This window comes from Ewingella sp. AOP9-I1-14 (assembly GCF_052375995.1).
In the GTDB taxonomy this organism is placed as follows: domain Bacteria; phylum Pseudomonadota; class Gammaproteobacteria; order Enterobacterales; family Enterobacteriaceae; genus Ewingella; species Ewingella allii.
Genome location: NZ_JBQSVA010000008.1, coordinates 136,263 through 157,676 on the forward strand (window position 1 = coordinate 136,263; position 21,414 = coordinate 157,676).

Consider the following 21,414-nt stretch of genomic DNA (forward strand, 5'->3'; position numbering starts at 1 on the left):
TCTTTTTGTTCACAAACCATCAACAAGCTTAAAATTTAGCCAATCCCGTTTATGAATGACAGGGGGGAGTCGATTCGTTAGAATTTTCCTATTGAGCCTTTTTGGCTGTTTTGTTTTTTGCTCATTTTGAGCCCTTACCTTTGAGACTGCATGACTGACGATAATCACAATTTTGGCCGAAGACGCCTGTTACAAAGCGTAGCTGCTTCGTGGATGCTCAGCGTCAGCCGGGTGGGTTTTGCCGCCAGTTCACAAGTGGTTGCCGTGCGCGTCTGGCCCGCTTCTTCCTATACTCGCCTGACGCTAGAGTCCAGTACCCCGCTGAAATATAAGCATTTCACTCTCACCAATCCTCATCGGCTGGTTATCGATATTGAAGGTGTCCACCTCAATAGCGTGCTTAAGGGCGTAGGTAAGCAGATCCAGCAAAATGATCCTTTTATCAAACAGGCCAGAGTAGGCCAGTTTGATAAAACGACGATTAGGCTGGTGATGGAGCTGAAAAAGCAGATTAACCCGCACGTTTTCACTCTTAAGCCGGTTGCCGGAATTCACAACCGCTTGGTGGTGGATCTCTACCCGCAAGAGGGGGCAGTGAGCGCGGAGGATGATCCTCTATTGGCATTGCTGGAAGATTACAACAGGGGCGATGTGGCGCGAACCCTGCCGCCGGAGACGGCCAAAGATGGCAAAGCGGGGCGCGAGCGGCCGTTGATCATCATGCTCGATCCGGGGCACGGCGGGGAAGACCCCGGTGCCATTGGCAAATATAAGACCCGTGAGAAAGATATCGTTCTGCTGATTGCCCGCAAGTTGCAGAAACTGATTCAGCGCGAGCCGAACATGAAGGTGCACATGACGCGCAACGAAGACGTCTTCATCCCTTTGAAAGTCCGGGTCGCTAAGGCGAGAAAGCTGCGGGCAGACCTTTTTGTGTCGATTCACGCCGATGCCTTTACCAACCGTGCCGCCCGTGGATCTTCGGTTTTCGCTTTATCGACCAAAGGGGCGACCAGCGCCGCGGCGCGTTTTCTGGCGCAGACCCAGAATGAGTCCGATCAAATCGGCGGCGTGAGTAAAAGCGGCGACCGCTATCTCGACCACACCATGTTCGATTTGGTGCAGACCGCCACCATCAGCGACAGCCTGAAGTTTGGTAAAGAGGTGCTGACGCGCATGGGCAAAATCAATCATCTGCATAAGAACAAGGTCGATCAGGCCGGATTTGCAGTACTGAAAGCGCCAGACATTCCTTCCATTCTGGTGGAAACGGCGTTTATCAGTAATGTGGAAGAGGAGCGCAAGCTGAAGACCAGTCACTTCCAGCAGAAGGTGGCGGAGTCCATACTGGCGGGCATCAAGGCCTATTTTGCCGATGGCGGCATGTCGGTCAGAAGGTGATGGGCTAAGGCTTTACGAATAAGAAGGTCAGTGGAGAACATCGCTGGCCTTTTTTGATCGGCTGAAAGAATTTCCAGACGCCAGAAACAAAAAAACACCCGTTAAGGTGTCTGTTGTTCTTTCTTTTATGCTGATTTGTAGTTGGTTGCGGAGGCCGGATTTGAACCGACGACCTTCGGGTTATGAGCCCGACGAGCTACCAGGCTGCTCCACCCCGCGTCCGTCACTACAATGTACTGCTTTTTTTACTTCCCATCCATACTGCAATTGGTTGCGGAGGCCGGATTTGAACCGACGACCTTCGGGTTATGAGCCCGACGAGCTACCAGGCTGCTCCACCCCGCGTCCGTCATTGCTGTACTACTTCATCGGTAAGTCTTTCATTCCACTTAAGCTTTTACATCTGCATTAAGTTGGTTGCGGAGGCCGGATTTGAACCGACGACCTTCGGGTTATGAGCCCGACGAGCTACCAGGCTGCTCCACCCCGCGTCCGATGAGGGCGAACTATACGCTGCGTGAGATTTCGTGCAACCCTTTTTTCCAAATTAATGTGATAAACCGCCTGTTTAACTGCTTTTTATACACTCTGATGGCTTTTTAAACAGCCCGATCGAATTCATTTTTTTCGATGGTGGCAATTCCTTTCTGATAGGGCCTTTGTTATCGTTTTGGCGGTAGTTTCCCCCTGAAAGCAAGAGAGCGCGGCAATAATGAAAGGACGTTGGAGTAAATATCTGCTGAGTGGTCTGGTCATCGCGATATTGGCGGGCTGTTCATCCAGACCGACCGATCGCGGGCAGCAGTATAAAGATGGTCGACTGGAAAATGCGCTCGAGTATGTGAATGAGCCGAACGCCACGGGCAAACCGGTGAATGCCAAAGATTACGCTAGTCAGGTGATGGAAGTGCAATACGCCTCTTCCACGCTATACGGTAGAAATAATACGACTTTTCAGGCCGTGGAGCAGTGGCTCCGCGCCGGTGCTGATACCCGCACGCTGAGCCAATACGGCATCAGCGCTTATCAGATGGAAGGCGCTGACAACTTCGGTAACGTGCAATTGACCGGCTACTACACGCCGGTGCTGCAGGCACGCTACACCCGTCAGGGTGAGTTCCAATATCCTTTATATCGCATGCCGCCAAAACGCGGTCGCCTGCCGGATCGCGCTTCAATTTACTCCGGCGCGCTGAGCGATAACTACGTCATTGCCTATACCAACTCGCTGATGGACAACTTCATGATGGAAGTTCAGGGCAGTGGTTATGTCGATTATGGCGATGGTCGCCCATTGACCTTCTTTGGCTATGCCGGCAAAAACGGTCATGCTTACCGCAGTATCGGCAAAGTGCTGATTGACCGTGGCGAAGTGGCGCGTGAAAACATGTCGATGCAGGCGATTCGTCAATGGGCCGATACTCATAGCGAAGCGCAAGTTCGCGAGCTGCTTGAGCAGAATCCTTCTTTCGTTTTCTTCAAACCAGAACCTTTCACGCCAGTTCGCGGTGCGAGCGGTATCCCGTTGATTGCTAAGGCTTCGGTGGCTTCTGACCGTTCGCTGATCCCGGCAGGTTCCACCTTGTTGGCGGAAGTGCCTGAGTTGGACAACAAAGGCAAATTCACCGGCAAATACCATATGCGCTTGATGGTGGCGCTGGATGTCGGCGGGGCAATTAAAGGCCAGCATTTCGATATGTATCAAGGGATTGGCCCGGATGCAGGCCACTCGGCGGGCTTCTACAATCACTATGGTCGCGTGTGGGTGCTGAAATCAGCACAGAGCGGACAGCCGCTATTTACTGCTTATAACGCCGCAGGCGCGTCATCCGGCCCGGCGACCACCTTGGCTCCGGCTCCGGCGGCGAGCAGCAACGGTGGTTCCTTCTTGTTGAAGTAGCATTATTTCGGCTTCGCGCCTAATTGAGTTAAAATAGTCCATCAAAAGCAGCCTCCGGGCTGCTTTGTTTTTCTGATTCAGAAGCCATTCCCTTGAATTTTAAAGCAAGTACAGAGGTTAATCCGTCATGACAGCAGCTTACTCCGATGCCTATTTACAGCGTTTTGGCGGCACTGCGCGCCTTTACGGCCAGCAGGCATTGACGCTGTTCTCCCAGGCTCACGTCTGTGTGATTGGGATCGGCGGGGTGGGTTCGTGGGCCGCTGAAGCATTGGCGCGTACCGGCATTGGCACTATCACCTTGATTGATATGGACGATGTCTGCGTGACCAACACCAACCGCCAAATTCACGCGCTGCGTGAGAATGTCGGGAAGGCGAAAACCGAAGTCATGGCTGAGCGCATTTTGGCGATTAACCCTGAGTGCAAAGTCACCTGCATTGATGATTTCATTACGCCAGAAAATGTGGCGGAAATGCTGAATCGCGATTTCAGCTATGTCATTGATGCGATTGACAGTGTGCGCCCCAAAGCTGCGCTTTTGGCTTACTGCCGCCGCTACAAAATCCCGGTGGTTACCACCGGCGGGGCGGGCGGACAAATCGACCCAACCCAAATCGCGGTCGTGGATTTAGCGAAAACCATTCAAGACCCGCTGGCGGCAAAACTGCGCGAGCGCCTGAAGAACGATTTTGGCGTGGTGAAAAACAGCAAAGGTAAGCTGGGGATTGACTGCGTGTTCTCTAGTGAGCCGCTGATGTACCCGCAGGCCGACGGCAGCGTGTGTGCATCACGGGCCACGGCAGAAGGGCCGAAGCGGATGGACTGTGCGTCCGGATTTGGTGCCGCCACCATGGTGACCGCCACCTTCGGTTTTGTCGCCGTGTCGCACGTGTTGAAGAAGATGATGGCCAAAGCGCAGCGCCAGCAGGCCGCCGCTTAAGGCTGTGTGATGGCGTAAAGCCGGTCAGTCAGGCGTGTTGGCGAGCCAGTGCCAAGACGCCTTCGGCCAGAGCGGAAAGGCCACTGGCCCGGCTAGTGCTTAACTGTTCGCGCAGCCCCAAGGTGTCGAACAGCGCCAGAGGGTCACTCGCCAGGATCTCCTTTGGCGTCTTGCCTTCCACCGTGGTCAGTATTACCGCCAGCAGGCCTTTGACAATGCGGCCTTCGCTGTCACCGTAGAAATGCATCCCGCCGTTTTCCGCCAGTTCGCCCCCCAGCCATACCCGATTTTCACAACCCGAAAGCTCTATGTCGGCAGTTTTGAGCTGGGGATCCAGCGCGGGGACTCTTTTCGCCAATAAGATCAGCTGGCGATAACGATCCTCCCACTGGCGCAGGCCGGAGAATGTCTCGGACAGCGACTGGGGGGTGATCTCATGTCCAAAAGGATGGGGCGCTAACATGTTAATTCTCTTTATTCGGCTTAATATCAATGGGTTAATCGGCGAGTAGCTCCAAGGCGTACTTCACCGCAGCGATCAGGCGTTCGACATCATTTTGCGTATTATAAGGCGCGAAAGAGACGCGTAATGTGCCACTGACCCCCATGGCATCCATCAACGGCTGTGCGCAGTGCTGCCCAGCGCGCAGCGCGATACCCTGCTCGGCCAGCAGCGCGACCAAGTCGCTGTGGTGTACGCCGGCAATATCAAAAGCTAATATAGACGCGTTTTGGCAGCGGAAACTGCGAAAACCCGGCAATAGCGCCAATTGCTGTTCAGCCAGCGTAGCCAAGTGCTGCGCGTACTTTTCGCCGCCAGCCGTATCAATAGTTTCTAGCCATTCAAGCGCGGCGTCAAAGCCGATAACGCCCGCGATATTCGGCGTGCCTGCTTCAAAACGCTGGGGAACCTTCTGCGGCGTAAAGCCCTGCATGGAGGCCTGAGTGAGCATTTTCCCGCCGCCGTGCCAGGGCTGCATCGCCTCGAGCAGCTCGGTTTTACCATACAGCACGCCAATGCCGGTCGGGCCGTAGAGCTTATGGGCAGAGAAAGCATAGAAGTCGATGTCCATAGCCTGCACGTCCGCCGCGCTGTGAACCACGCCCTGCGCGCCGTCCACCACCACCAGAGCGCCGTTGGCATGGGCCAAACTGATAATGCGCTCGAGCTGGGGCATTCCCCCGGTCACGTTGGACATCTGCCCAATCGCCACCAGACGCGTTTTGCTGTTGAGCAGCGCGGGCAGGGCTTCGGCATCGGGCATAAATTGGGCGTTAAGAGGTAATGTCACCACCTTGGCATGACAGCGTTCTGCCAGCATCAGCCAGGGGATCAGGTTGGCGTGATGCTCGGCCTGACTGACAATAATCTCATCGCCGGGCTGTAGGCGCGGAGCAAAATAGCTCTGCGCCAGCAGATTAATTGACTCGGTGGTGCCTCGGGTCCAGACGATATTTTCTGCTGTCGACGCATTGATCAGACGCGCGACGCGCGACCGCGCTTTTTCATATTTTTCGGTTAAAGACTGAGCAGCGCGGTGCTGACTGCGATGAACCGTCGCGCCTTCTTGAGAATAAAATTTCAAAGTTGCATTTATTACATTTTGCGGCTTCAGCGCGGTTGCAGCGCTATCCAGATAGCATCCTCCGTGCGTAAGTGACGGAAAATTCTCACGAAAAGCGGAAAGGTCGAAATCAGTCATAGTGAAGTAAATCTCTTAAATCGGCTGAAAAACATGAAAATTATCCCCGCTGGTACTCCGCATTTATTCATTTTAGGAATGGTTACCGTGGAAATATACCAGAAGCTTGTTATGCTGAATTACGAAGGCTAGAAGAATTAGTCAGATGACTTATCTGGCAACTAAAGCATTTTAATCTATCCCCTTCGTACTTGGCGCTGTAACGTTGTTTTCAGCAGTGCCAAAAACTTTGGGTATAACAAGGAGTCTATGATGAAAAAGATCGCCGCCGTAGTTTCAGCCGTACTGCTGACTTGTACTCTTGCTGCGTGTTCAAGCAACTATGTTATGCATACCAATGATGGTCGTACAATCGTTGCAGAAGGGAAGCCAAGTACCGATGACGATACAGGTATGATCAGCTATACCGATGCGTATGGCAACAAACAGCAGATCAACAAAGCTGAAGTGAAAGAGATGGCTAAAGGTAACTAATCCTTAGTCGAGTCTTTCCAATACGGGAAGCGCTCTTGCTGAAAGTGGCATGAAAATGCCCATCGACAAAACCGGCCATCTTAGGATGCTGCCGGTTTTGTTATTTTATAGTGTCGGTACTTTTAAAAGGCTAAAACGCAAGGGATCTGTAAAGGTTGCGCGTTGGCGCAGAATGCTATCGACAGGCAAAAAAAAGCACCGCAAAATGCGGTGCTAAAAAATCACTTTGGACAGACAGGGTAATGTACAGGAAGTGAAAATTTGTAGCATTTAAGCTACGCGTCTGGATTGCCAGACAATTGCAAACACAACATCACAACCACAAGCCAAAAGTATTTCAGCATCCTCATACCAATTTACTTTTCGTTCCGGCCTAGGAAGTGGCGCCACTATAGGTTTTTGCCTGTACATCCTCAACGGACAATTTATAATGTCTCGGATTAAAAAAACTAATAGTAAAATCCACGGTGAAGCGCTTTGCTGACCGGCGAATAATAAGTATCCACTCAATGTCAAAACGTTTACCACCTCTCAACTCTCTGCGCGTTTTTGACGCAGCGGCACGCCACCTTAGTTTTACTAAAGCGGCGGAAGAGCTATTTGTGACGCAAGCGGCAGTAAGCCACCAGATCAAGTCACTTGAGGACTTTTTAGGCTTAAAACTGTTTCGTCGCCGCAATCGTTCGCTGCTCTTGACCGAAGAAGGGCAGAGTTATTATCTGGATATCAAAGAGATATTCTCTGCTCTTAACGAAGCTACCCGTAAGCTTCAGGCACGAAGTGCTAAAGGCGCGTTGACCGTCAGTTTGCCGCCAAGTTTTGCTATTCAGTGGCTGGTTCCGCGTTTGTCTGGCTTTAACTCAGCTTATCCGGGAATTGACGTTCGTATTCAAGCCGTTGACCGTGAAGAGGATAAACTGGCCGACGACGTGGATGTGGCGATTTTCCACGGTCGGGGAAACTGGCCGGGGCTGCGCGCCGAACGTTTGTATGCCGAATATCTGCTGCCGGTCTGTGCGCCTTCGCTGCTGCTCGGCGATAAACCGCTGAAGCTGCCGGAAGATTTGGCGCACCACACGCTGCTGCATGATGCTTCTCGTCGCGACTGGCTGGCTTACACCAAACAGCTTGGTTTGCAGCATATTAATGTGCAGCAAGGGCCGATTTTCAGCCATAGCGCCATGGTAGTGCAGGCCGCCGTTCACGGGCAGGGCATTGCGCTGGCTAACAACGTGATGGCGCAAACCGAGATTGAAGCAGGGCGTTTGGTATGCCCCTTCAACGAGGTGTTAATCAGTAAAAATGCTTTTTATCTGGTTTGTCATGACAGTCAGGCAGAACTGGGTAAAATAGCCGCCTTTCGTCAGTGGATACTCGCACGGGCGGCGAGTGAACAAGAAAAACTACGCTTTCGATACGATCAGGCTTGAACGTGAATCACCCACTAACAACGAGAACAGGTAACGTCCCATGACCAGTCGTTCAATGTTGATTTTTGCCGCCATCAGCGGCTTTGTCTATGTTGCCTTTGGTGCGTTTGGCGCACATATATTGAGTAAATCTCTCGGACCGGCCGAAATGGCCTGGATTCAAACCGGTTTAACCTACCAGAGTGTGCACACGCTGGCCGTGTTGGTGCTTGGTGTTGCAATGCAGCGCCAGCGCAACCTGTGGTTTTACTGGAGCAGCGCCTGCCTGGCGCTAGGAACAGTGCTGTTTAGTGGCAGTCTCTACTGTCTGGCGCTGTCGCATTTAAGGTTATTTGTGTTTGTCACTCCGATCGGTGGAACCTTCTTCCTGATCGGCTGGATACTGATGTTGATCGGCGCTTTGCGTCTGAATAATAAGGCAAAACGCCATGAATAAAGTTGCTCTCTACTGCCGCTCTGGTTTCGAAAAAGAGTGTGCGGCCGAAATTACCGCCAAAGCCGCCCAGATGGAAATCTTCGGCTTTGCCCGCGTGAAAGAAGACAGTGGTTATGTGCTGTTCGAATGCTATCAGCCGGAAGACGCCGACCGTCTGGCGCGCGACTTGCCTTTCCGCGAGCTGATTTTCGCTCGCCAGCTGATCGTCGTGGGTGAGCTGCTGAAAGACCTGCCGCCGGAAGATCGCGTATCGCCTATCGTCGGTATGCTGCACGGGGTTATTACTAACGGCGGCGAACTGCGTGTCGAAGTGCCTGACACTAATGAAAGCAAAGAGCTGACCAAGTTCTGCCGTAAGCTTACCGTGCCGCTGCGTTCCGCCATGCGCGAACAGCGCATTTTGGGCAAAAAGGAGAACCCTCTGCGCCCGGTAGTCCACGTATTCTTTATTGCATCGGGCTGCTGCTACGTCGGCTATTCCTACAGTAACAACAACTCGCCATTCTATATGGGCATTCCGCGTCTGAAATTCCCATCCGAGGCACCAAGCCGTTCAACCCTCAAACTGGAGGAGGCGTTCCACGTCTTTATTCCTGCGGATGAGTGGGATGAGCGTCTCGCCAGCGGCATGTACGCGGTAGACCTCGGGGCTTGTCCCGGCGGTTGGACTTACCAGTTAGTGCAGCGCAGCATGATGGTGACGGCGATTGATAACGGCCCGATGGCGCCTAGCCTGATGGACACCGGGCAGGTTATTCACCTGCGTGAAGACGGTTTCCGCTACAAATCGACCAGTACCAAAAACTACTGGCTGGTGTGTGACATGGTTGAGAAGCCAGCGAAAGTCGCGGCTTTGATGTGTGACTGGCTGATTAACGGCTGGTGCCGCGAAACTATTTTCAACCTGAAGCTGCCAATGAAAAAGCGTTATGAGGAAGTGTCAAACATTCTCGAACGTATCAAAGAGCGTCTGGAAGAAAACGGCATCAACGCTGAGATCCACGCCAAGCAGCTCTACCATGACCGTGAAGAAGTGACAGTGCACGTGCGCCGCTTCTGGTCCGCCGTGGGTGGGCGTCGCGATGAGCGCGACCATTAATTAGCTCTCTGGCCTGAGGCCGTTTTCAGGCAATAGTGCGCAAAACGCCGGTGCTGGTGCAGCCCGGCGTTTTTTTATTGGCGCGGCATCAGCCAGGCAAACGCAGCTGTTGCAGGTTGCCGCTGAGAGCTAAATCAGTTTGCAGCGTGGAGACGCGCTTACAGGCATAGGCTAAATCGCGATGCTCGAGCAGTTTGGTCCGCCACTTCTCTGGTACAGCCTCGAGATTGTCATACAGCGCGTCTAAGCTTCCGGCCTGCGATAGCAGCATGACCGCTGCCTTGGGGCCGATACCGGGAACGCCGGGGATCTTACTGCTGCTAATGCCCGCCAGTCCCCAATAGTCGGTGAGCTGTTGCGGCAATACGCCAAACGTCTCTTGCACGAAAGGCATATCAAGCCAGCGCTTTTGGAAGTAATCGCGGATTTGCACATTAGGCGCCAGCAGCTGGCAGTAGCCTTTGTCGGTCGACACGATGGTCACCTGATGCCCACTCCCCGCCACCTTGGCGGTTAGCGTGGCGGCCAAATCATCGGCTTCATTCCCCGCGGAGTGCCAGCAGGCCACACCGCGCGCGGCAAAGCCTTCTTTCAGGCTCGGCATCTCGGCAAACAGGTTCTCCGGCATGGGGGAGCGGCCCGCCTTGTAATCGGGAAGGCACTGGTGACGCCAGCTGTCGTTGCGATCGTCTTCATCAAACACGGCCACGGCGTGGGTGGGCTGCACGTGTTGAATTAGCTGACCCACGGCGTTTTGGCAGGTCAGTAAGCAAGGGGAGCCTTGAACGGCATGGATGCGTCGAATGAGATTCAGCGCGTCAATAATTAGCAGATGTATAGCCATAGTCAGATTGATTCCATCAATAAGTAGGGCGACTCGCGCCGCCCTACGTTTCCCTTAAATCTGCGCGTCACTTAGCGTCAGGCGCAGATTTCATAGCAAGGAATATAGGCGCTGCCCGGCAGCTTCATACGGTGCTGGGCGACGAAACCTTGCAGCAGGCTGTCCATTTTCTTCATTAATGCCGGGTCGCCGTGCAGCTTGAAACGACCATGTTTCTCGATTTCACGGATGCCGAACTCTTTCACGTTACCTGCCACAATCCCCGAGAAGGCTCGGCGCAGCGCGGCGGCCAGCTCTTCGGGTGGCTGGTCCGGGTAGAGATTCAGCGCGGCCATGTTTTCGTGGTTCGGCTCAAACGGCATTTGCAGGTCCGGCGCGATACGAATCGACCAGTTGAAACTGTAAGCATCGCCACTGTTGCGACGATTCTCTTTCACCAATGGCATCGCGCGCTTCATTTGGCGCGCCACTTCCACCGGATCATCAATGATGATGGTGTAGTGTTTGCGGGCTTCTTCACCCAGCGTGTCTTTGATGAAGGCGTCCAGCACGTTGAAGTAGTCGGCGCTCTCTTTCGGCCCGGTCAGAATCAGTGGCAGCACTTGGTCGCTGTTTTCCGGATTCATCAGAATACCCAGCAGATACAGCAACTCTTCGGCCGTGCCCACGCCGCCAGGGAAGATGATGATGCCATGCGCTATACGCACGAACGCCTCAAGGCGTTTTTCGATATCTGGCATGATAATCAGTTCATTAACCAACGGGTTAGGTGGCTCTGCCGCGATGATTGATGGCTCGGTCATGCCGATAAAGCGGCCGAGTTTATAACGCTGCTGCGCGTGGCCTACCGCCGCGCCTTTCATTGGGGCTTCCATCGCGCCCGGCCCACAGCCGGTGCAGATATTCAGTTCGCGCAGGCCTAATTGGCTGCCGACGTTGCGCGCATACTGGTATTCCACTTCATTAATAGAGTGACCGCCCCAGCAAACCACCATGTTAGGGTCTTCATCCAGATGCAGCGCCCGGGCGTTACGCAGGATAGAAAACACCATGTTGGTCAGGTGGACGGAGTTCTCTTTGTCGAAGTTTTCGAAACGATTATTGTTGGCGATCTGCGCGTTTACAAACAGGATATCGCGCAGCACGGCGAACAGGTTGGCTTGCAGAGAACGAATAATTCGGCCATCGACAAAGGCATCTTCTGGCGGATTTACCAGCTCCAGCTTCACGCCGCGCTCGCGCCGTAACACGTTGATATCGAAGCTTTCGTAGCGATCGAGCAGCTCTTTACTGCTGTCAGTCTGGCTGCCGCTGTTGAGCACGGCGAGTGAGCAATTGCGGAACAGGCGGTACAGGTCGCTGCTCGCAGTGCGTTTGAGCATGTCGACTTCCAACTGCGACAACAAATCCATTGAGCCCAACGGGCTGATATGTGTGATCAAAGTTGCTCCTTTACGCCCGATGGGCGGTATTCACTTCTGCCGGCAGAAAGGCTGCACATGATTTTTGGGATCTCGCTTTTTGCGGCGTGCCGGATCCTGATGGCAGGAATATTTAGCTGATTCCGAAGGCGCCGTGGCGATGAGATACGCCGCGTAACGCCTTCAGAATTAACAGTAACCTCGTCCTCCGGCTTTTACCAACTCAAGCTGACTGTTAGGTTAGTTCTTGAGCGGCATCTCGCATTATTGTCTGACAAGGCGAGCCGTTGCAGGAGTGAACGGGAAGTTGGATCGCCACGGGTTAATGTCTAAACCGCCGCGACGCGTGTAACGAGCATAAACCGCTAATGTTTCAGGCGTGCAGAAATGCATGATGTCGTTGAAGATGCGTTCAACACACTGCTCATGAAATTCATTGTGATTGCGGAAAGAAACCAGATAGCGCAGCAAGGCTTCGCGATTGATTTTCGGCCCGCGATAATGAATTTGCACCGAGCCCCAGTCGGGCTGATGGGTGATCAGGCAGTTGGATTTCAGCAAGTGGCTGACCAGCGACTCTTCGACCATCTCATCACCGGCGGCTTGTGCCAGATAATCGGTGCTGAATTCGTAGCTGTTGATGGTGATGTCTTGATTGTCGATGCACTCACCGGCAAAACGGCCAACCGGACTGCCTTCCACGTCTTCAAGGCGAGTGAGGGTGACGCTGACGTCCCCTTCGGCGCAGGCGCTGAGATCACGAGTTAATGTCTCTAACACCACGTCCCAGCTGGCGAATTTGGTCTGGTTGAAACTGTTCAGGTACAGCTTAAAGCTTTTGGATTCGATCAGATTAATGCTGTTGGCATTCAGGCTAATCTCACCTACCGCCACCTGCGGCAAGCCTTTGTCGTTGAGCCAGGACAATTCGTAGAGTGTCCAGATATCCGCGCCGTGAAACGGCAAATTGTCGGGGAACAGCCCCAAAGGCTCGCGGTTCATGCTGCGCGGAACGGCTTGCAGCAGCGACGCGTCATACTGGTCGCGATAAGGCGTTGATTTGCCCAATGTCAGCTGCGAGAGGGCGGGATTATCCTGATATAAGGACATGCTGTCACCTTAGTCTAAGTTCTGGGTACAATAGAATATGAGAAAACCTTTCACGCTAGTTTAACTTAGCCCGGTATGAAGATGAGAGAATTTATGGCTTCAGATGTTTCTGTAGCATTACGTGAGTTTACCCAGCGTTATGTGGATTTTTGGCAGCAAGAGACAGGTTTCCCTCCGTCGAGCGAGGATCTGCTGGGCGTTGACTCCCCCTGCGTAGTGAAAAGCAGCGACACTGCCGTCTACTGGCTGACCCAGGTTTTCAGCCCTGAAGAGACATTAGCCAACGTGGAGCGCGCGCTCGACTTGCAGCTGCGCCCTGAAGCTCACGCGTTTTATACCACGCAGTTTGCCGGGGATATGTCGGCTAAATGGCAGGACCAGCGCCTAACTCTGCTGCAGGTTTGGAGCCCGGAAGACTTCACTCGTCTGCAAGAAAACCTGATTGGCCATCTGGTGACTCAGAAGCGGTTAAAACTCACACCGACCATTTTCTTGGCTACCACTGACTCCGAAATGAGCATGGTTTCGCTGTGCAATGTTAGCGGCGAGGTGGTGCTGGAACAGTTTGGTAGCAAGAAGCGAACTCTGCTGGCACCTACGTTGTCAGAGTTTTTAGCAGGGCTTTCTCCTGCTTTTCCGGATTAAGTCAGACAGTTGATTCAAGCCAATTGGCTCACAAGCGTGTGAGAGATCTCTCACACAGCCTGTAAGATATGTCGTTTAATCGTTCGCGCTATTTCTCCAGTCCATTAGCACAACCTTTAAATAACAATTAGTTAGGTTGTGGTTGCCCATGAGTGATAGTTACTTAGCTATCATTTGTCTCACAAGCTACCTTGTTCGACGTCACAAAATAGACGATTCTAACTGTGTCGAAGGATGACATGAGACAGAACATTAGGATGATGGCTGTTTCATAAAGTAGGGGATAGGCTCAGGACGAGTCAGGACAGCATCGGAGCATGCTAGGATGTTTCAGGACGAAACAAGGGACACCTCCAGGACGGAGATTGAGAGCTCGGAAAGGATAACGAGTGGGTCAGGAAGACTAAAGGATCAATATCAGGAAGATATCAGGAAGACTCGTCAGGATGAAAGTTGGACGATGCAAAGGATGGCTGGTTAGGATAACCAAAGGAAAAGTTTTCAGGGATTGAGCAGGGAGCACTTAGGTAGCTGGATTGCTATAAAACGAACCGGGGGCACTGTGCAAACAGTGCCCCCAACTTTTTGTCTCTATCTTCTGCTTTCAACATCTTCTCGTTTTAGCCGCGCATTTCTCTGCCCAAGCCCTGTTCAGCGGCTCAGGCAGTTGCCTTCTCAGTGCCTATTTGCCAATAACTTACCCAATAGCGCCCAGCGCATCTTCTTTACCTTGGCGCTTTGGCAGCAAGAATAAAGTCGCATAGATATCTAACAGGTAGATGGCTGCCAGCAAGCTGATGGCGGCGGTGAAGGAGACTTGCGACACCAGCATGCCTATCACCAGTGGCCCGAAACCGCCCACGCCCCGCCCGACGTTAAACAAGATATTTTGTGCCGTAGCGCGAACATTTACCGGATAAGTGTCTGATATCAAACCGCCATATCCCCCAATCATGCCATTGACGAACATCCCCATCACGGCACCGGCGAACAGCATCGCCGTAGGATCGGTGAGCTGGGCGTAGCACACTACCATCAGCACCGCGCCGATTTGGTAAATCAGGAAGATTTTCCAGCGCGGGAAACGATCCGCCAGCACGCCGAACAGCCAGATGCCGAACGTCATGCCAATCACCGTCACGGCGGTCCACAGGCCCGATTTGTTCAGCGAGAAGCCGAAGTTCTTCGACAGGTAGCTTGGCATCCAGATCATCAGCCCGTAATAGCCAAAATTCTGCACCGAGCAGAGGATCAGAATGCCAATGCTGGCTTTGGTGGTCGGCAGATCTTTGAACAGCAATTTGACCCGGCTAAACAGCGATTCCGTCGGCGCTTTGCTGGCATGTTTGACGAACTCTTCTGGCTCGCCCATGGTCCGGCGAATTAAGAAGGAGGCAAGGGCAGGCAGTAAGCCGACCAAGAACATGCCGCGCCAGCCAATAACGCCCAGCAGCAGCGGCGTCAGGAAGGCCGCAAGCAAGACACCAAGCTGCCAGCCCATGCCGACGTAAGCCGAAGCCCGGTTACGCTTCTCAGCAGGCCAAGCCTCGGCGATTAACGCCATGCCAATACCAAACTCCCCGCCTAGGCCAACGCCCGCCAAGGTGCGGTAGGCCAGCAAATCCCAGTACCCCTGAGCGATAGCGCACAGGCCGGTAAACAGGGAAAACATCAAAATTGTGAAGGTCAGAACGCGAATGCGGCCAAAGCGATCGCTGATTGGCCCGAAGATCACGCCGCCGAGCACGGCACCTATTAGCGTCCAGGTGACCAGTGAACCGCTTTGAGATGAGGTCAGGCCCAGCTCTGTGGCGATGGCGGGTAGCATAAATCCGAGAATTAATAGGTCGAAACCATCCATGGCGTAGCCAGTGACGGAGGCAATCATCGCTTTGGCCGGGGTGGCGTGGGCTTTTTTGGAGTGTTGGGCAGGCATAGTTAGCGTCAAGTTATGTAAAGTTGGATTATTTTGCCCGCAGAGCACGCTAAGTACCAGTATGAAAAACCTATAGATAAGAATTAGCGATAAGCTTAGAAGGGGCATAGCTGGCAGTTGGGGCCTTACGGCTTCAATGCTATGCTTTGCCACATTGTGAGAGCCTTTGACGCCCACAAATAATGAATGCAGAGAGAGTGCGATGAGTTCAGAAAGTACAGAAAATCAGGTTCGCCATATTTTACACGATATTGAACAGGCTATGCGTCGGCTGGACCTGTGGAGCGAAGTGCCACCCGAGGCGGAAGCCTTTGACAGCGTTGAGCCTTTCTCCGTCGACACCATGAATGCCGAGCAGTGGCTGCAATGGGTGCTGGTACCAAGGATGTTTGCTTTATTGGCCGCCGAAGCCGATTTACCGACCCGCTTTGCGATTACGCCTTATTTCGAAGTCGCCTTGCCTGAGGCTCACTCCCTGCTGGCTGAGCTGCAGCGTCTGGACGATTTGCTGAATATAGAAGACTGACATGCTGGAAATTTTGTATCAGGACGAGCATCTGGTGGCGGTGAACAAGCCCGCTGGCATGTTGGTTCATCGTAGCTGGCTGGACAAACATGAAACCGTTTTTGCGATGCAAACGTTGCGCGATCAAATTGGTCAGCATGTGTTTACCGTGCATCGACTGGATAAGCCGACCTCGGGCGTGCTGCTGTTCGCACTCTCCAGCGAGGTCGCCCGACTGCTGTCGCAGCAGCTCGAAACGCGCCAAATGAATAAGACTTACCACGCGGTGGTGCGCGGCTATGTGGCTGAAGACGCCACGCTGGATTATCCTCTGACCGAAGAGCTGGACAAGATTGCTGACAAGTTCTCCAACCCTGACAAGGCCCCTCAGCCTGCGGTGACCCATTATCGCGTGTTGGCGCAGGTGGAGATGCCCGTGCCGGTTGGGCGTTACGACACGGCGCGCTACAGCTTGGTTGAGCTTAAACCGGAGACCGGCCGCAAGCACCAGCTGCGCCGCCATATGACTCACCTTCGCCATCCGATTTTGGGTGACAGCGCCCACGGCGACCTGAAGCAAAACCGCGGCATGGTCGAGCACTTTGGCTGCCCCGGCTTAATGCTGCATGCCAGCCATCTGCAATTGCCTCATCCGGTGACGGGTGACATGCTGGAGATCACCGCCAAGTGGGACAGTCGCTGGCAAAATCTGGTGGAGCGTTTCGGGTGGCAGGCGCGTGTCCCTGCACTTGAAAGGGTTGAGTTTGCTGCCGACTGCGGTCAGGATAGCTAACCATTTTTCAATGACTTTTAGATTAACGAGGGAATTACACCATGGCTGAGATTGGTATTTTTGTCGGCACCGTTTACGGCAATGCGCTGCTGGTAGCAGAAGAGGCTGAAACTGTTCTTAAGAAGCAAGGGCATCAGGTGAAACTGTTCGAAGAAGGCACATTGGAAGCCTGGCAATATTATCGTCACCATTTTGCCCTGGTCATTACCTCTACCACCGGACAGGGCGACCTGCCGGACAGCATCAAGCCGCTGTTTGAGGCTATCCGCGACACCGTCGGTTATCAGCCTGAACTGCGCTACGGGGTAATTGCTCTGGGCGACAGCAGCTACGATCACTTCTGCGGCGGCGGCCATAAAATGGATGATTTGCTGCAAGAGCAGGGTGCATCGCGTCTTGGCGATTTGCTGGAAATTGATGCCATGGAAACCGCCGAGCCGGAAACCGTGGCGGTTCCTTGGGCTGAAAAATGGGGCCAGCTGCTTAAATAAGCTTTCATGTCGCAGCGGCAATAAAAAAGGTCAGGTTATTCACCTGACCTTTTTTTATATCAACCGAACGCGGCGGGAGTCGAAACTTATCGGCCGCTGGTCAGTTTTTCCAGATCAGATTCGATCTCGGTGATCTTGTTTGCCACCACGGATTCCAAATGACGCAGGTCATCAAGAATTTTACGTTTCAGATCGACTTCAACCTGATCGCGCTGACAGATTTGATCTAACTCATCAATGACATAGCGAAGATTCGGGCTGATTTCGTGAATTTCTTTATAGCCTTGGCCCGCATTGTCGGCCACGATCGTTTTACGCTGGCGTGGGTACTTAAACTTCACGCTTTTAGCAAAAAACTCGCCTTTATCTTTGCGGAAGTAGATCTTCAGAATGTCGTTATTGGCCTCCTGACGCAGGCTGTAACGATCGATGTCGTCAGGATTCGTAATACCCAAGCTTTTCAGGTTGTCATACATAGCGCCACCTTTATTAGATTCTACTAGTAAGTTGTCATAATGAGCGAAACGACGGCCATTATCATTGATTTAAGGCACAGTTTCCCATGATAAAAACGGCCGTCATAAAAGGGAATCACATCAATAAAATAGCGGGTAAATTCACCCGCCAAATTGAGTTTAGTCGATGGAACGCAATAACTCATTAAGACCGGTTTTGCCCAAGGTTTTGGCATCCACTTTCTTAACGATCACCGCACAGTACAGGCTGTATTTGCCATCTTTAGAAGGCAGGTTGCCGGAAACCACGACTGAGCCTGCTGGCACACGGCCGTAATGCACTTCGCCGGTTTCACGGTCATAAATCTTGGTGCTTTGACCGATGTAAACGCCCATGGAAATCACTGAGCCTTCTTCAACGATCACACCTTCCACGATTTCTGAACGCGCGCCGATGAAGCAGTTATCTTCGATGATCGTTGGGTTTGCCTGCAGTGGCTCGAGAACGCCGCCGATGCCCACGCCGCCAGACAGGTGAACGTTTTTACCGATCTGCGCACAAGAGCCTACGGTCGCCCAAGTATCAACCATGGTGCCTTCATCAACGAACGCGCCGATGTTGACGTAAGAAGGCATCAGCACCACGTTACGGGCGATAAATGCACCTTTGCGCACAGCGGCTGGTGGCACGACGCGGAAGCCTTCACGCTTGAAGCGCGCTTCGTCGTATTCGGCGAATTTCATTGGGACTTTGTCGTAGAAGCGGTTTTCCGCGCCTTCCATCACTTCGTTGTCATTGATTCTGAAAGAGAGCAGCACTGCCTTCTTTAGCCACTGATGCGTTACCCACTGACCATCAATTTTTTCTGCAACGCGCAGTTCGCCGCTGTCGATCTTATTGATCACTTGAGTCACGGCATCACGGGTTACGCTGTCTACGTTTGTCGGCGTAATGTCTGCGCGACGTTCGAAGGCTTCTTCAATTAGGGTTTGTAGTTGCTGCATCCTGTTCTCTTTCCTGATAGTGGTGTTAAAAAGTTAATATTCTTTGTATCACATTTTATCGTTAGGGTTGAGCGCCTCGGTAAGACGACGCTGAATTTCCTGACGGGTTTTTTTGTCCAGCGCGCGGCGTTCGCCATTCGCCAGAATGAATAAATCCTCAACGCGCTCGCCGATGGTGGAGATGCGCGCGCCGTGCAGTGACAGCCCCAAATCAGAGAACACTTCCCCCACCCGCGCCAGCAGGCCGGGCTGATCGAGCGCGACCAGTTCCATGTAGCTGCGTCTGTCGGTGTGAGTCGGCAGGAAGCTGACCTCGGTCGGCACGCTGAAGTGGCGCAATTTTGGCGAAGGGCGGCGCGCACGCGGCGGCTGATAAGCCTGCGTCATGGACTGCTCCAAGGCGTGGCGAATCACTTCGTGGCGGTCCAGCGCCAGCGGGCTGCCGTCCGGCTCAAGCACGATAAAGGTGTCCATCGCCATGCCGTCGCGGTTAGTGAAAATCTGCGCGTCGTGAATGCTCAGGTTGCGGCGATCCAGCTCTCCGGCCACGGTAGCAAACAGATAAGGGCGGTCCGGGCTCCAGATGAAAATCTCCGTGCCGCCGCGCGTCGCCTGTCGGCTGACCAGCACCAGTGGCTTGGTGGAGTCGTGCTCCAGCAGGTGACGGGCGTGCCATGCCAGCTGGTTCGGCGAGTGGCGCAGGAAGTAGTCGGCACGGCAGCGGCTCCAGATGCGGTGCAGCGCCTCTTCGTCGATATTGTCCATGCGCAGCAGGGCCAGAGCCTGAAGACGGTGGTGACGGACCCGTTCGCGCAGGTCCGGCGTGTTCTGCATCCCACGGCGCAGCTGCTTCTCGGTAGCAAAATAGAGCTCGCGTATCAGGCTCTGCTTCCAGCTGTTCCACAGGGTTTCGTTGGTGGCGCAAATATCCGCCACGGTCAGGTTTACCAGATAGCGCAGGCGATTTTCGCTCTGCACTTCGGCGGCAAACTGCTGAATTTCAGCCGGATCTTGAATGTCGCGGCGCTGCGCGGTAACCGACATCAGCAGGTGACAGCGCACCAACCAGGCGACCAGCTGGGTTTCGCGCGAATTCAGCCCGTGTAGCTCGGCGAACTCCAAGACATCCTGCGCGCCCAGAATCGAGTGGTCGCCGCCACGGCCCTTGGCGATGTCATGGAACAGCGCCGCCATCAGCAGTAATTCCGGCTGCGGCAGGCGCGGGTAAAGCTCGACGCACAACGGGTGGCGCGGGCGAGTGGCCTCATCGGCGAAGCTTTCCAGCTTTTGCAGCACGCGGATCGTGTGTTCGTCCACGGTGTAGGCGTGGAACAGGTCAAACTGCATTTGGCCGACAATCAGCCCCCACTGCGGCATGTAGGCCCACAGCACGCTGTGGCGATGCATCGGCACCAGCGCGCGGGAGACGGCTCCCGGATGGCGCAGAATCGACATAAAGATGCTGCGCGCTTCGGGGATCATGCATAGCGGCGTTTTCAGATGGCGACGCGCGTGGCGCAGGAGGCGAACGGTGGTGGAGTAAATCCCCTTAATTTCGCGGTGGCGCACCATCAGGTAGAACATGCTGATGATGGTTTCCGGGCGCTGAGTAAACAGCGACTCGTCGCGCAGGTCAATCAGGTCGCCGCGTAATTGGAAATGCTCATCGAGCGGGCGCGGTTTTTCATTCGGCCCGATAGCCAAAATAGCTTCGTCAAACAGCTGAAGCAGCATCTGGTTCAGCTCACCAACCCGGCGCGTCATGCGGTAGAAATCTTTCATCATCCGCTCGACCGGCTCGTTGCCTTCCCCCTGATATTGCAGCAGTTGGGCGACATTTAGCTGGCGGTCGAACAGCAGGCGGTTGTCATAGCGCGGCAGCACCAGATGCAGCGCAAAGCGAATGCGCCACAGGAAGCTCTGGCATTCAATCAGCTCATTGCGCTCGGCTTTGGTGAGGAAGCCGAAGGCCACCATTTCGTCCAGAGAGGTGGCGCCAAAGTGGCGGCGGGCTACCCATAAAATGGTGTGGATATCACGCAGGCCGCCGGGGCTGCTTTTGATGTCCGGCTCGAGGTTGTAACTGGTGCCGTGGTAGCGCTGATGGCGCTCATTTTGCTCGTCAATCTTGGCGCGGAAGAAGGTTGGCGAAGGCCAGAAACCGTCGCTGAAAACGTGTTTTTGCATGCTGAGGAACAGCGCGACGTCGCCGCAAATCAGCCGCGATTCAATCATGTTAGTGGCGACGGTGAGATCGGCCAAGCCTTCCAGCAGGCACTCCTCGAGGGTGCGCACGCTGTGGCCAACTTCCAGCTTTAAGTCCCACAGCAGGGTGATAAGCTCACCGATGCGCTGCGCCTGCTCGTCATTGAGGCGGCGCTGGCTGAGGACTAAAACGTCAATGTCGGAAAGTGGGTGCAGCTCACCGCGCCCATAGCCGCCGACGGCCACCATGGCGGTTTCCGGCACATCGTCGAAGCCGTAAAAGGTCCACAGGCGTTGTAATAGATGGTCGATGAACAGGGATCGCGCGTCGACCAGCTCTTCCGCGCGCTGCCCGGCATTAAAGGCATCGGCCAGCCACAGCTGGAACTGCTCCATGTGCTGCTTCAGGCTCTGGCGAGTTAAATCATCGTCAGGATAGGTAATAGGGGAGGCGGGCTGCGGGGGGATCGCGGGAAGAGATTCCGAAGATGGCGGAGTGGGAAGATCTTGTTCAGCAGGTGAATGTTCAATCATTTTTGCGCAGCCCATTCTTACAGTAAGAGACAAAAAAGCCGACTTGCGTCGGCTTGATAACCAGATTTAAACCGCCTTCTTCAG

At 53.8% G+C, this 21,414-nt stretch carries 20 protein-coding genes and 3 tRNA genes; 11 read left to right on the forward strand and 12 right to left on the reverse strand.

The features are described from left to right. Window positions 1-150 precede the first annotated feature (150 nt). A complete protein-coding gene (gene amiC / locus ACT3RT_RS19360; RefSeq protein ID WP_353503258.1) occupies window positions 151-1,401 on the forward strand; it encodes an N-acetylmuramoyl-L-alanine amidase AmiC in 1,251 nt (416 codons plus the stop codon). A 142-nt stretch (window positions 1,402-1,543) separates the two neighbouring features. Here amiC and ACT3RT_RS19365 read toward each other — a convergent pair. From ACT3RT_RS19365 to ACT3RT_RS19375, 3 genes are all read right to left on the reverse strand, one after another. Further along, window positions 1,544-1,620: transfer RNA gene (locus ACT3RT_RS19365), tRNA-Met, on the reverse strand. Window positions 1,621-1,669: 49 nt separating this feature from the next. Then, window positions 1,670-1,746, reverse strand: a tRNA-Met gene (locus tag ACT3RT_RS19370). A 69-nt stretch (window positions 1,747-1,815) separates the two neighbouring features. After that, window positions 1,816-1,892, reverse strand: a tRNA-Met gene (locus ACT3RT_RS19375). 221 nt (window positions 1,893-2,113) lie between these two features. Between ACT3RT_RS19375 and mltA the strand changes: the two genes are divergently transcribed. After that, window positions 2,114-3,301, forward strand: a complete 1,188-nt coding sequence (gene mltA, locus ACT3RT_RS19380; RefSeq protein ID WP_353503257.1) for a murein transglycosylase A — start codon at window positions 2,114-2,116, stop codon at window positions 3,299-3,301. A 127-nt stretch (window positions 3,302-3,428) separates the two neighbouring features. Next, window positions 3,429-4,244 (forward strand): tRNA cyclic N6-threonylcarbamoyladenosine(37) synthase TcdA, encoded by an 816-nt coding sequence (gene tcdA, locus ACT3RT_RS19385; RefSeq protein ID WP_496200186.1) that lies wholly within the window; start codon window positions 3,429-3,431, stop codon window positions 4,242-4,244. 28 nt (window positions 4,245-4,272) lie between these two features. On the opposite strand, the gene csdE is transcribed toward tcdA, so the two are convergent. Continuing rightward, the gene (gene csdE, locus ACT3RT_RS19390; RefSeq protein WP_485904052.1) at window positions 4,273-4,707 is read right to left on the reverse strand and encodes a cysteine desulfurase sulfur acceptor subunit CsdE; all 435 of its coding nucleotides are present in this window, start codon (window positions 4,705-4,707) and stop codon (window positions 4,273-4,275) included. Window positions 4,708-4,741: 34 nt separating this feature from the next. Next, window positions 4,742-5,947: a cysteine desulfurase CsdA gene (csdA, locus tag ACT3RT_RS19395; protein WP_485904055.1), complete on the reverse strand. Its 1,206-nt coding sequence runs from the start codon at window positions 5,945-5,947 to the stop codon at window positions 4,742-4,744. Window positions 5,948-6,199: 252 nt separating this feature from the next. Between csdA and ACT3RT_RS19400 the strand changes: the two genes are divergently transcribed. The 4 genes from ACT3RT_RS19400 to rlmM all read left to right on the forward strand — a co-directional run bounded on the left by ACT3RT_RS19400 (window position 6,200) and on the right by rlmM (window position 9,386). Then, window positions 6,200-6,421 (forward strand): YgdI/YgdR family lipoprotein, encoded by a 222-nt coding sequence (locus tag ACT3RT_RS19400; protein ID WP_034792834.1) that lies wholly within the window; start codon window positions 6,200-6,202, stop codon window positions 6,419-6,421. A gap of 509 nt (window positions 6,422-6,930) precedes the next feature. Next, window positions 6,931-7,851, forward strand: a complete 921-nt coding sequence (locus tag ACT3RT_RS19405) for a transcriptional regulator GcvA (RefSeq protein ID WP_034792832.1) — start codon at window positions 6,931-6,933, stop codon at window positions 7,849-7,851. Between the two features lie 40 nt (window positions 7,852-7,891). Next, window positions 7,892-8,287, forward strand: a complete 396-nt coding sequence (locus tag ACT3RT_RS19410; RefSeq protein WP_034792830.1) for a DUF423 domain-containing protein — start codon at window positions 7,892-7,894, stop codon at window positions 8,285-8,287. Next, window positions 8,280-9,386, forward strand: coding sequence for a 23S rRNA (cytidine(2498)-2'-O)-methyltransferase RlmM (gene rlmM / locus ACT3RT_RS19415; protein WP_353503253.1), 1,107 nt, complete (start codon window positions 8,280-8,282; stop codon window positions 9,384-9,386). Before ACT3RT_RS19410 ends, rlmM begins: the two co-directional genes overlap by 8 nt. Before the next feature lie 88 nt (window positions 9,387-9,474). Here rlmM and xni read toward each other — a convergent pair whose 3' ends face one another. From xni to queF, 3 genes are all read right to left on the reverse strand, one after another. Beyond that, complete coding sequence (gene xni, locus ACT3RT_RS19420; protein WP_496203599.1) at window positions 9,475-10,230, reverse strand: flap endonuclease Xni; 756 nt, start codon at window positions 10,228-10,230, stop codon at window positions 9,475-9,477. Between the two features lie 77 nt (window positions 10,231-10,307). After that, the gene (gene ppnN / locus ACT3RT_RS19425) at window positions 10,308-11,672 is read right to left on the reverse strand and encodes a nucleotide 5'-monophosphate nucleosidase PpnN (protein ID WP_353503251.1); all 1,365 of its coding nucleotides are present in this window, start codon (window positions 11,670-11,672) and stop codon (window positions 10,308-10,310) included. A 243-nt stretch (window positions 11,673-11,915) separates the two neighbouring features. Further along, a complete protein-coding gene (queF, locus tag ACT3RT_RS19430; protein WP_496203600.1) occupies window positions 11,916-12,761 on the reverse strand; it encodes an NADPH-dependent 7-cyano-7-deazaguanine reductase QueF in 846 nt (281 codons plus the stop codon). A 93-nt stretch (window positions 12,762-12,854) separates the two neighbouring features. Between queF and syd the strand changes: the two genes are divergently transcribed. Then, window positions 12,855-13,406, forward strand: a complete 552-nt coding sequence (gene syd, locus ACT3RT_RS19435; protein ID WP_353503249.1) for a SecY-interacting protein — start codon at window positions 12,855-12,857, stop codon at window positions 13,404-13,406. A 697-nt stretch (window positions 13,407-14,103) separates the two neighbouring features. Here syd and ACT3RT_RS19440 read toward each other — a convergent pair. Then, complete coding sequence (locus tag ACT3RT_RS19440; protein WP_496203601.1) at window positions 14,104-15,342, reverse strand: MFS transporter; 1,239 nt, start codon at window positions 15,340-15,342, stop codon at window positions 14,104-14,106. 202 nt (window positions 15,343-15,544) lie between these two features. Here ACT3RT_RS19440 and ACT3RT_RS19445 point away from each other — a divergent pair, with 202 nt between their 5' ends. From ACT3RT_RS19445 to ACT3RT_RS19455, 3 genes are read left to right on the forward strand one after another with little or no spacing between them, the layout of a single operon-like run. Next, on the forward strand, window positions 15,545-15,868 hold the full coding sequence (locus ACT3RT_RS19445; RefSeq protein WP_353503247.1) for a YqcC family protein: 324 nt from the start codon (window positions 15,545-15,547) through the stop codon (window positions 15,866-15,868). Window position 15,869: 1 nt separating this feature from the next. Next, a complete protein-coding gene (truC, locus tag ACT3RT_RS19450) occupies window positions 15,870-16,640 on the forward strand; it encodes a tRNA pseudouridine(65) synthase TruC (RefSeq protein WP_496203602.1) in 771 nt (256 codons plus the stop codon). A gap of 41 nt (window positions 16,641-16,681) precedes the next feature. Beyond that, window positions 16,682-17,131, forward strand: coding sequence for a flavodoxin (locus ACT3RT_RS19455; protein ID WP_353503245.1), 450 nt, complete (start codon window positions 16,682-16,684; stop codon window positions 17,129-17,131). A gap of 86 nt (window positions 17,132-17,217) precedes the next feature. Here the strand turns inward: ACT3RT_RS19455 and ACT3RT_RS19460 are convergent, their stop codons facing one another. The 3 genes from ACT3RT_RS19460 to glnD all read right to left on the reverse strand — a co-directional run bounded on the left by ACT3RT_RS19460 (window position 17,218) and on the right by glnD (window position 21,330). Beyond that, a complete protein-coding gene (locus tag ACT3RT_RS19460; RefSeq protein WP_034792811.1) occupies window positions 17,218-17,607 on the reverse strand; it encodes a DUF3461 family protein in 390 nt (129 codons plus the stop codon). Between the two features lie 159 nt (window positions 17,608-17,766). After that, complete coding sequence (gene dapD / locus ACT3RT_RS19465) at window positions 17,767-18,591, reverse strand: 2,3,4,5-tetrahydropyridine-2,6-dicarboxylate N-succinyltransferase (protein WP_034792809.1); 825 nt, start codon at window positions 18,589-18,591, stop codon at window positions 17,767-17,769. Window positions 18,592-18,639: 48 nt separating this feature from the next. Further along, window positions 18,640-21,330, reverse strand: coding sequence for a bifunctional uridylyltransferase/uridylyl-removing protein GlnD (glnD, locus tag ACT3RT_RS19470; RefSeq protein WP_353503244.1), 2,691 nt, complete (start codon window positions 21,328-21,330; stop codon window positions 18,640-18,642). Between the last annotated feature and the right edge of the window lie 84 nt (window positions 21,331-21,414).

Coding starts and splice junctions, on each gene's coding strand:
- dapD (WP_034792809.1), bottom strand. CDS start 18,591: ATGCAGCAACTACAAACCCTAATTGAAGAAGCCTTCGAACGTCGCGCA.
- ACT3RT_RS19445 (WP_353503247.1), top strand. CDS start 15,545: ATGAGTTCAGAAAGTACAGAAAATCAGGTTCGCCATATTTTACACGAT.
- rlmM (WP_353503253.1), top strand. CDS start 8,280: ATGAATAAAGTTGCTCTCTACTGCCGCTCTGGTTTCGAAAAAGAGTGT.
- syd (WP_353503249.1), top strand. CDS start 12,855: ATGGCTTCAGATGTTTCTGTAGCATTACGTGAGTTTACCCAGCGTTAT.
- ACT3RT_RS19400 (WP_034792834.1), top strand. CDS start 6,200: ATGAAAAAGATCGCCGCCGTAGTTTCAGCCGTACTGCTGACTTGTACT.
- truC (WP_496203602.1), top strand. CDS start 15,870: ATGCTGGAAATTTTGTATCAGGACGAGCATCTGGTGGCGGTGAACAAG.
- csdE (WP_485904052.1), bottom strand. CDS start 4,707: ATGTTAGCGCCCCATCCTTTTGGACATGAGATCACCCCCCAGTCGCTG.
- glnD (WP_353503244.1), bottom strand. CDS start 21,330: ATGATTGAACATTCACCTGCTGAACAAGATCTTCCCACTCCGCCATCT.
- ACT3RT_RS19455 (WP_353503245.1), top strand. CDS start 16,682: ATGGCTGAGATTGGTATTTTTGTCGGCACCGTTTACGGCAATGCGCTG.
- queF (WP_496203600.1), bottom strand. CDS start 12,761: ATGTCCTTATATCAGGATAATCCCGCCCTCTCGCAGCTGACATTGGGC.
- ACT3RT_RS19405 (WP_034792832.1), top strand. CDS start 6,931: ATGTCAAAACGTTTACCACCTCTCAACTCTCTGCGCGTTTTTGACGCA.
- ACT3RT_RS19410 (WP_034792830.1), top strand. CDS start 7,892: ATGACCAGTCGTTCAATGTTGATTTTTGCCGCCATCAGCGGCTTTGTC.
- ACT3RT_RS19460 (WP_034792811.1), bottom strand. CDS start 17,607: ATGTATGACAACCTGAAAAGCTTGGGTATTACGAATCCTGACGACATC.
- xni (WP_496203599.1), bottom strand. CDS start 10,230: ATGGCTATACATCTGCTAATTATTGACGCGCTGAATCTCATTCGACGC.
- csdA (WP_485904055.1), bottom strand. CDS start 5,947: ATGACTGATTTCGACCTTTCCGCTTTTCGTGAGAATTTTCCGTCACTT.
- ACT3RT_RS19440 (WP_496203601.1), bottom strand. CDS start 15,342: ATGCCTGCCCAACACTCCAAAAAAGCCCACGCCACCCCGGCCAAAGCG.
- mltA (WP_353503257.1), top strand. CDS start 2,114: ATGAAAGGACGTTGGAGTAAATATCTGCTGAGTGGTCTGGTCATCGCG.
- amiC (WP_353503258.1), top strand. CDS start 151: ATGACTGACGATAATCACAATTTTGGCCGAAGACGCCTGTTACAAAGC.
- tcdA (WP_496200186.1), top strand. CDS start 3,429: ATGACAGCAGCTTACTCCGATGCCTATTTACAGCGTTTTGGCGGCACT.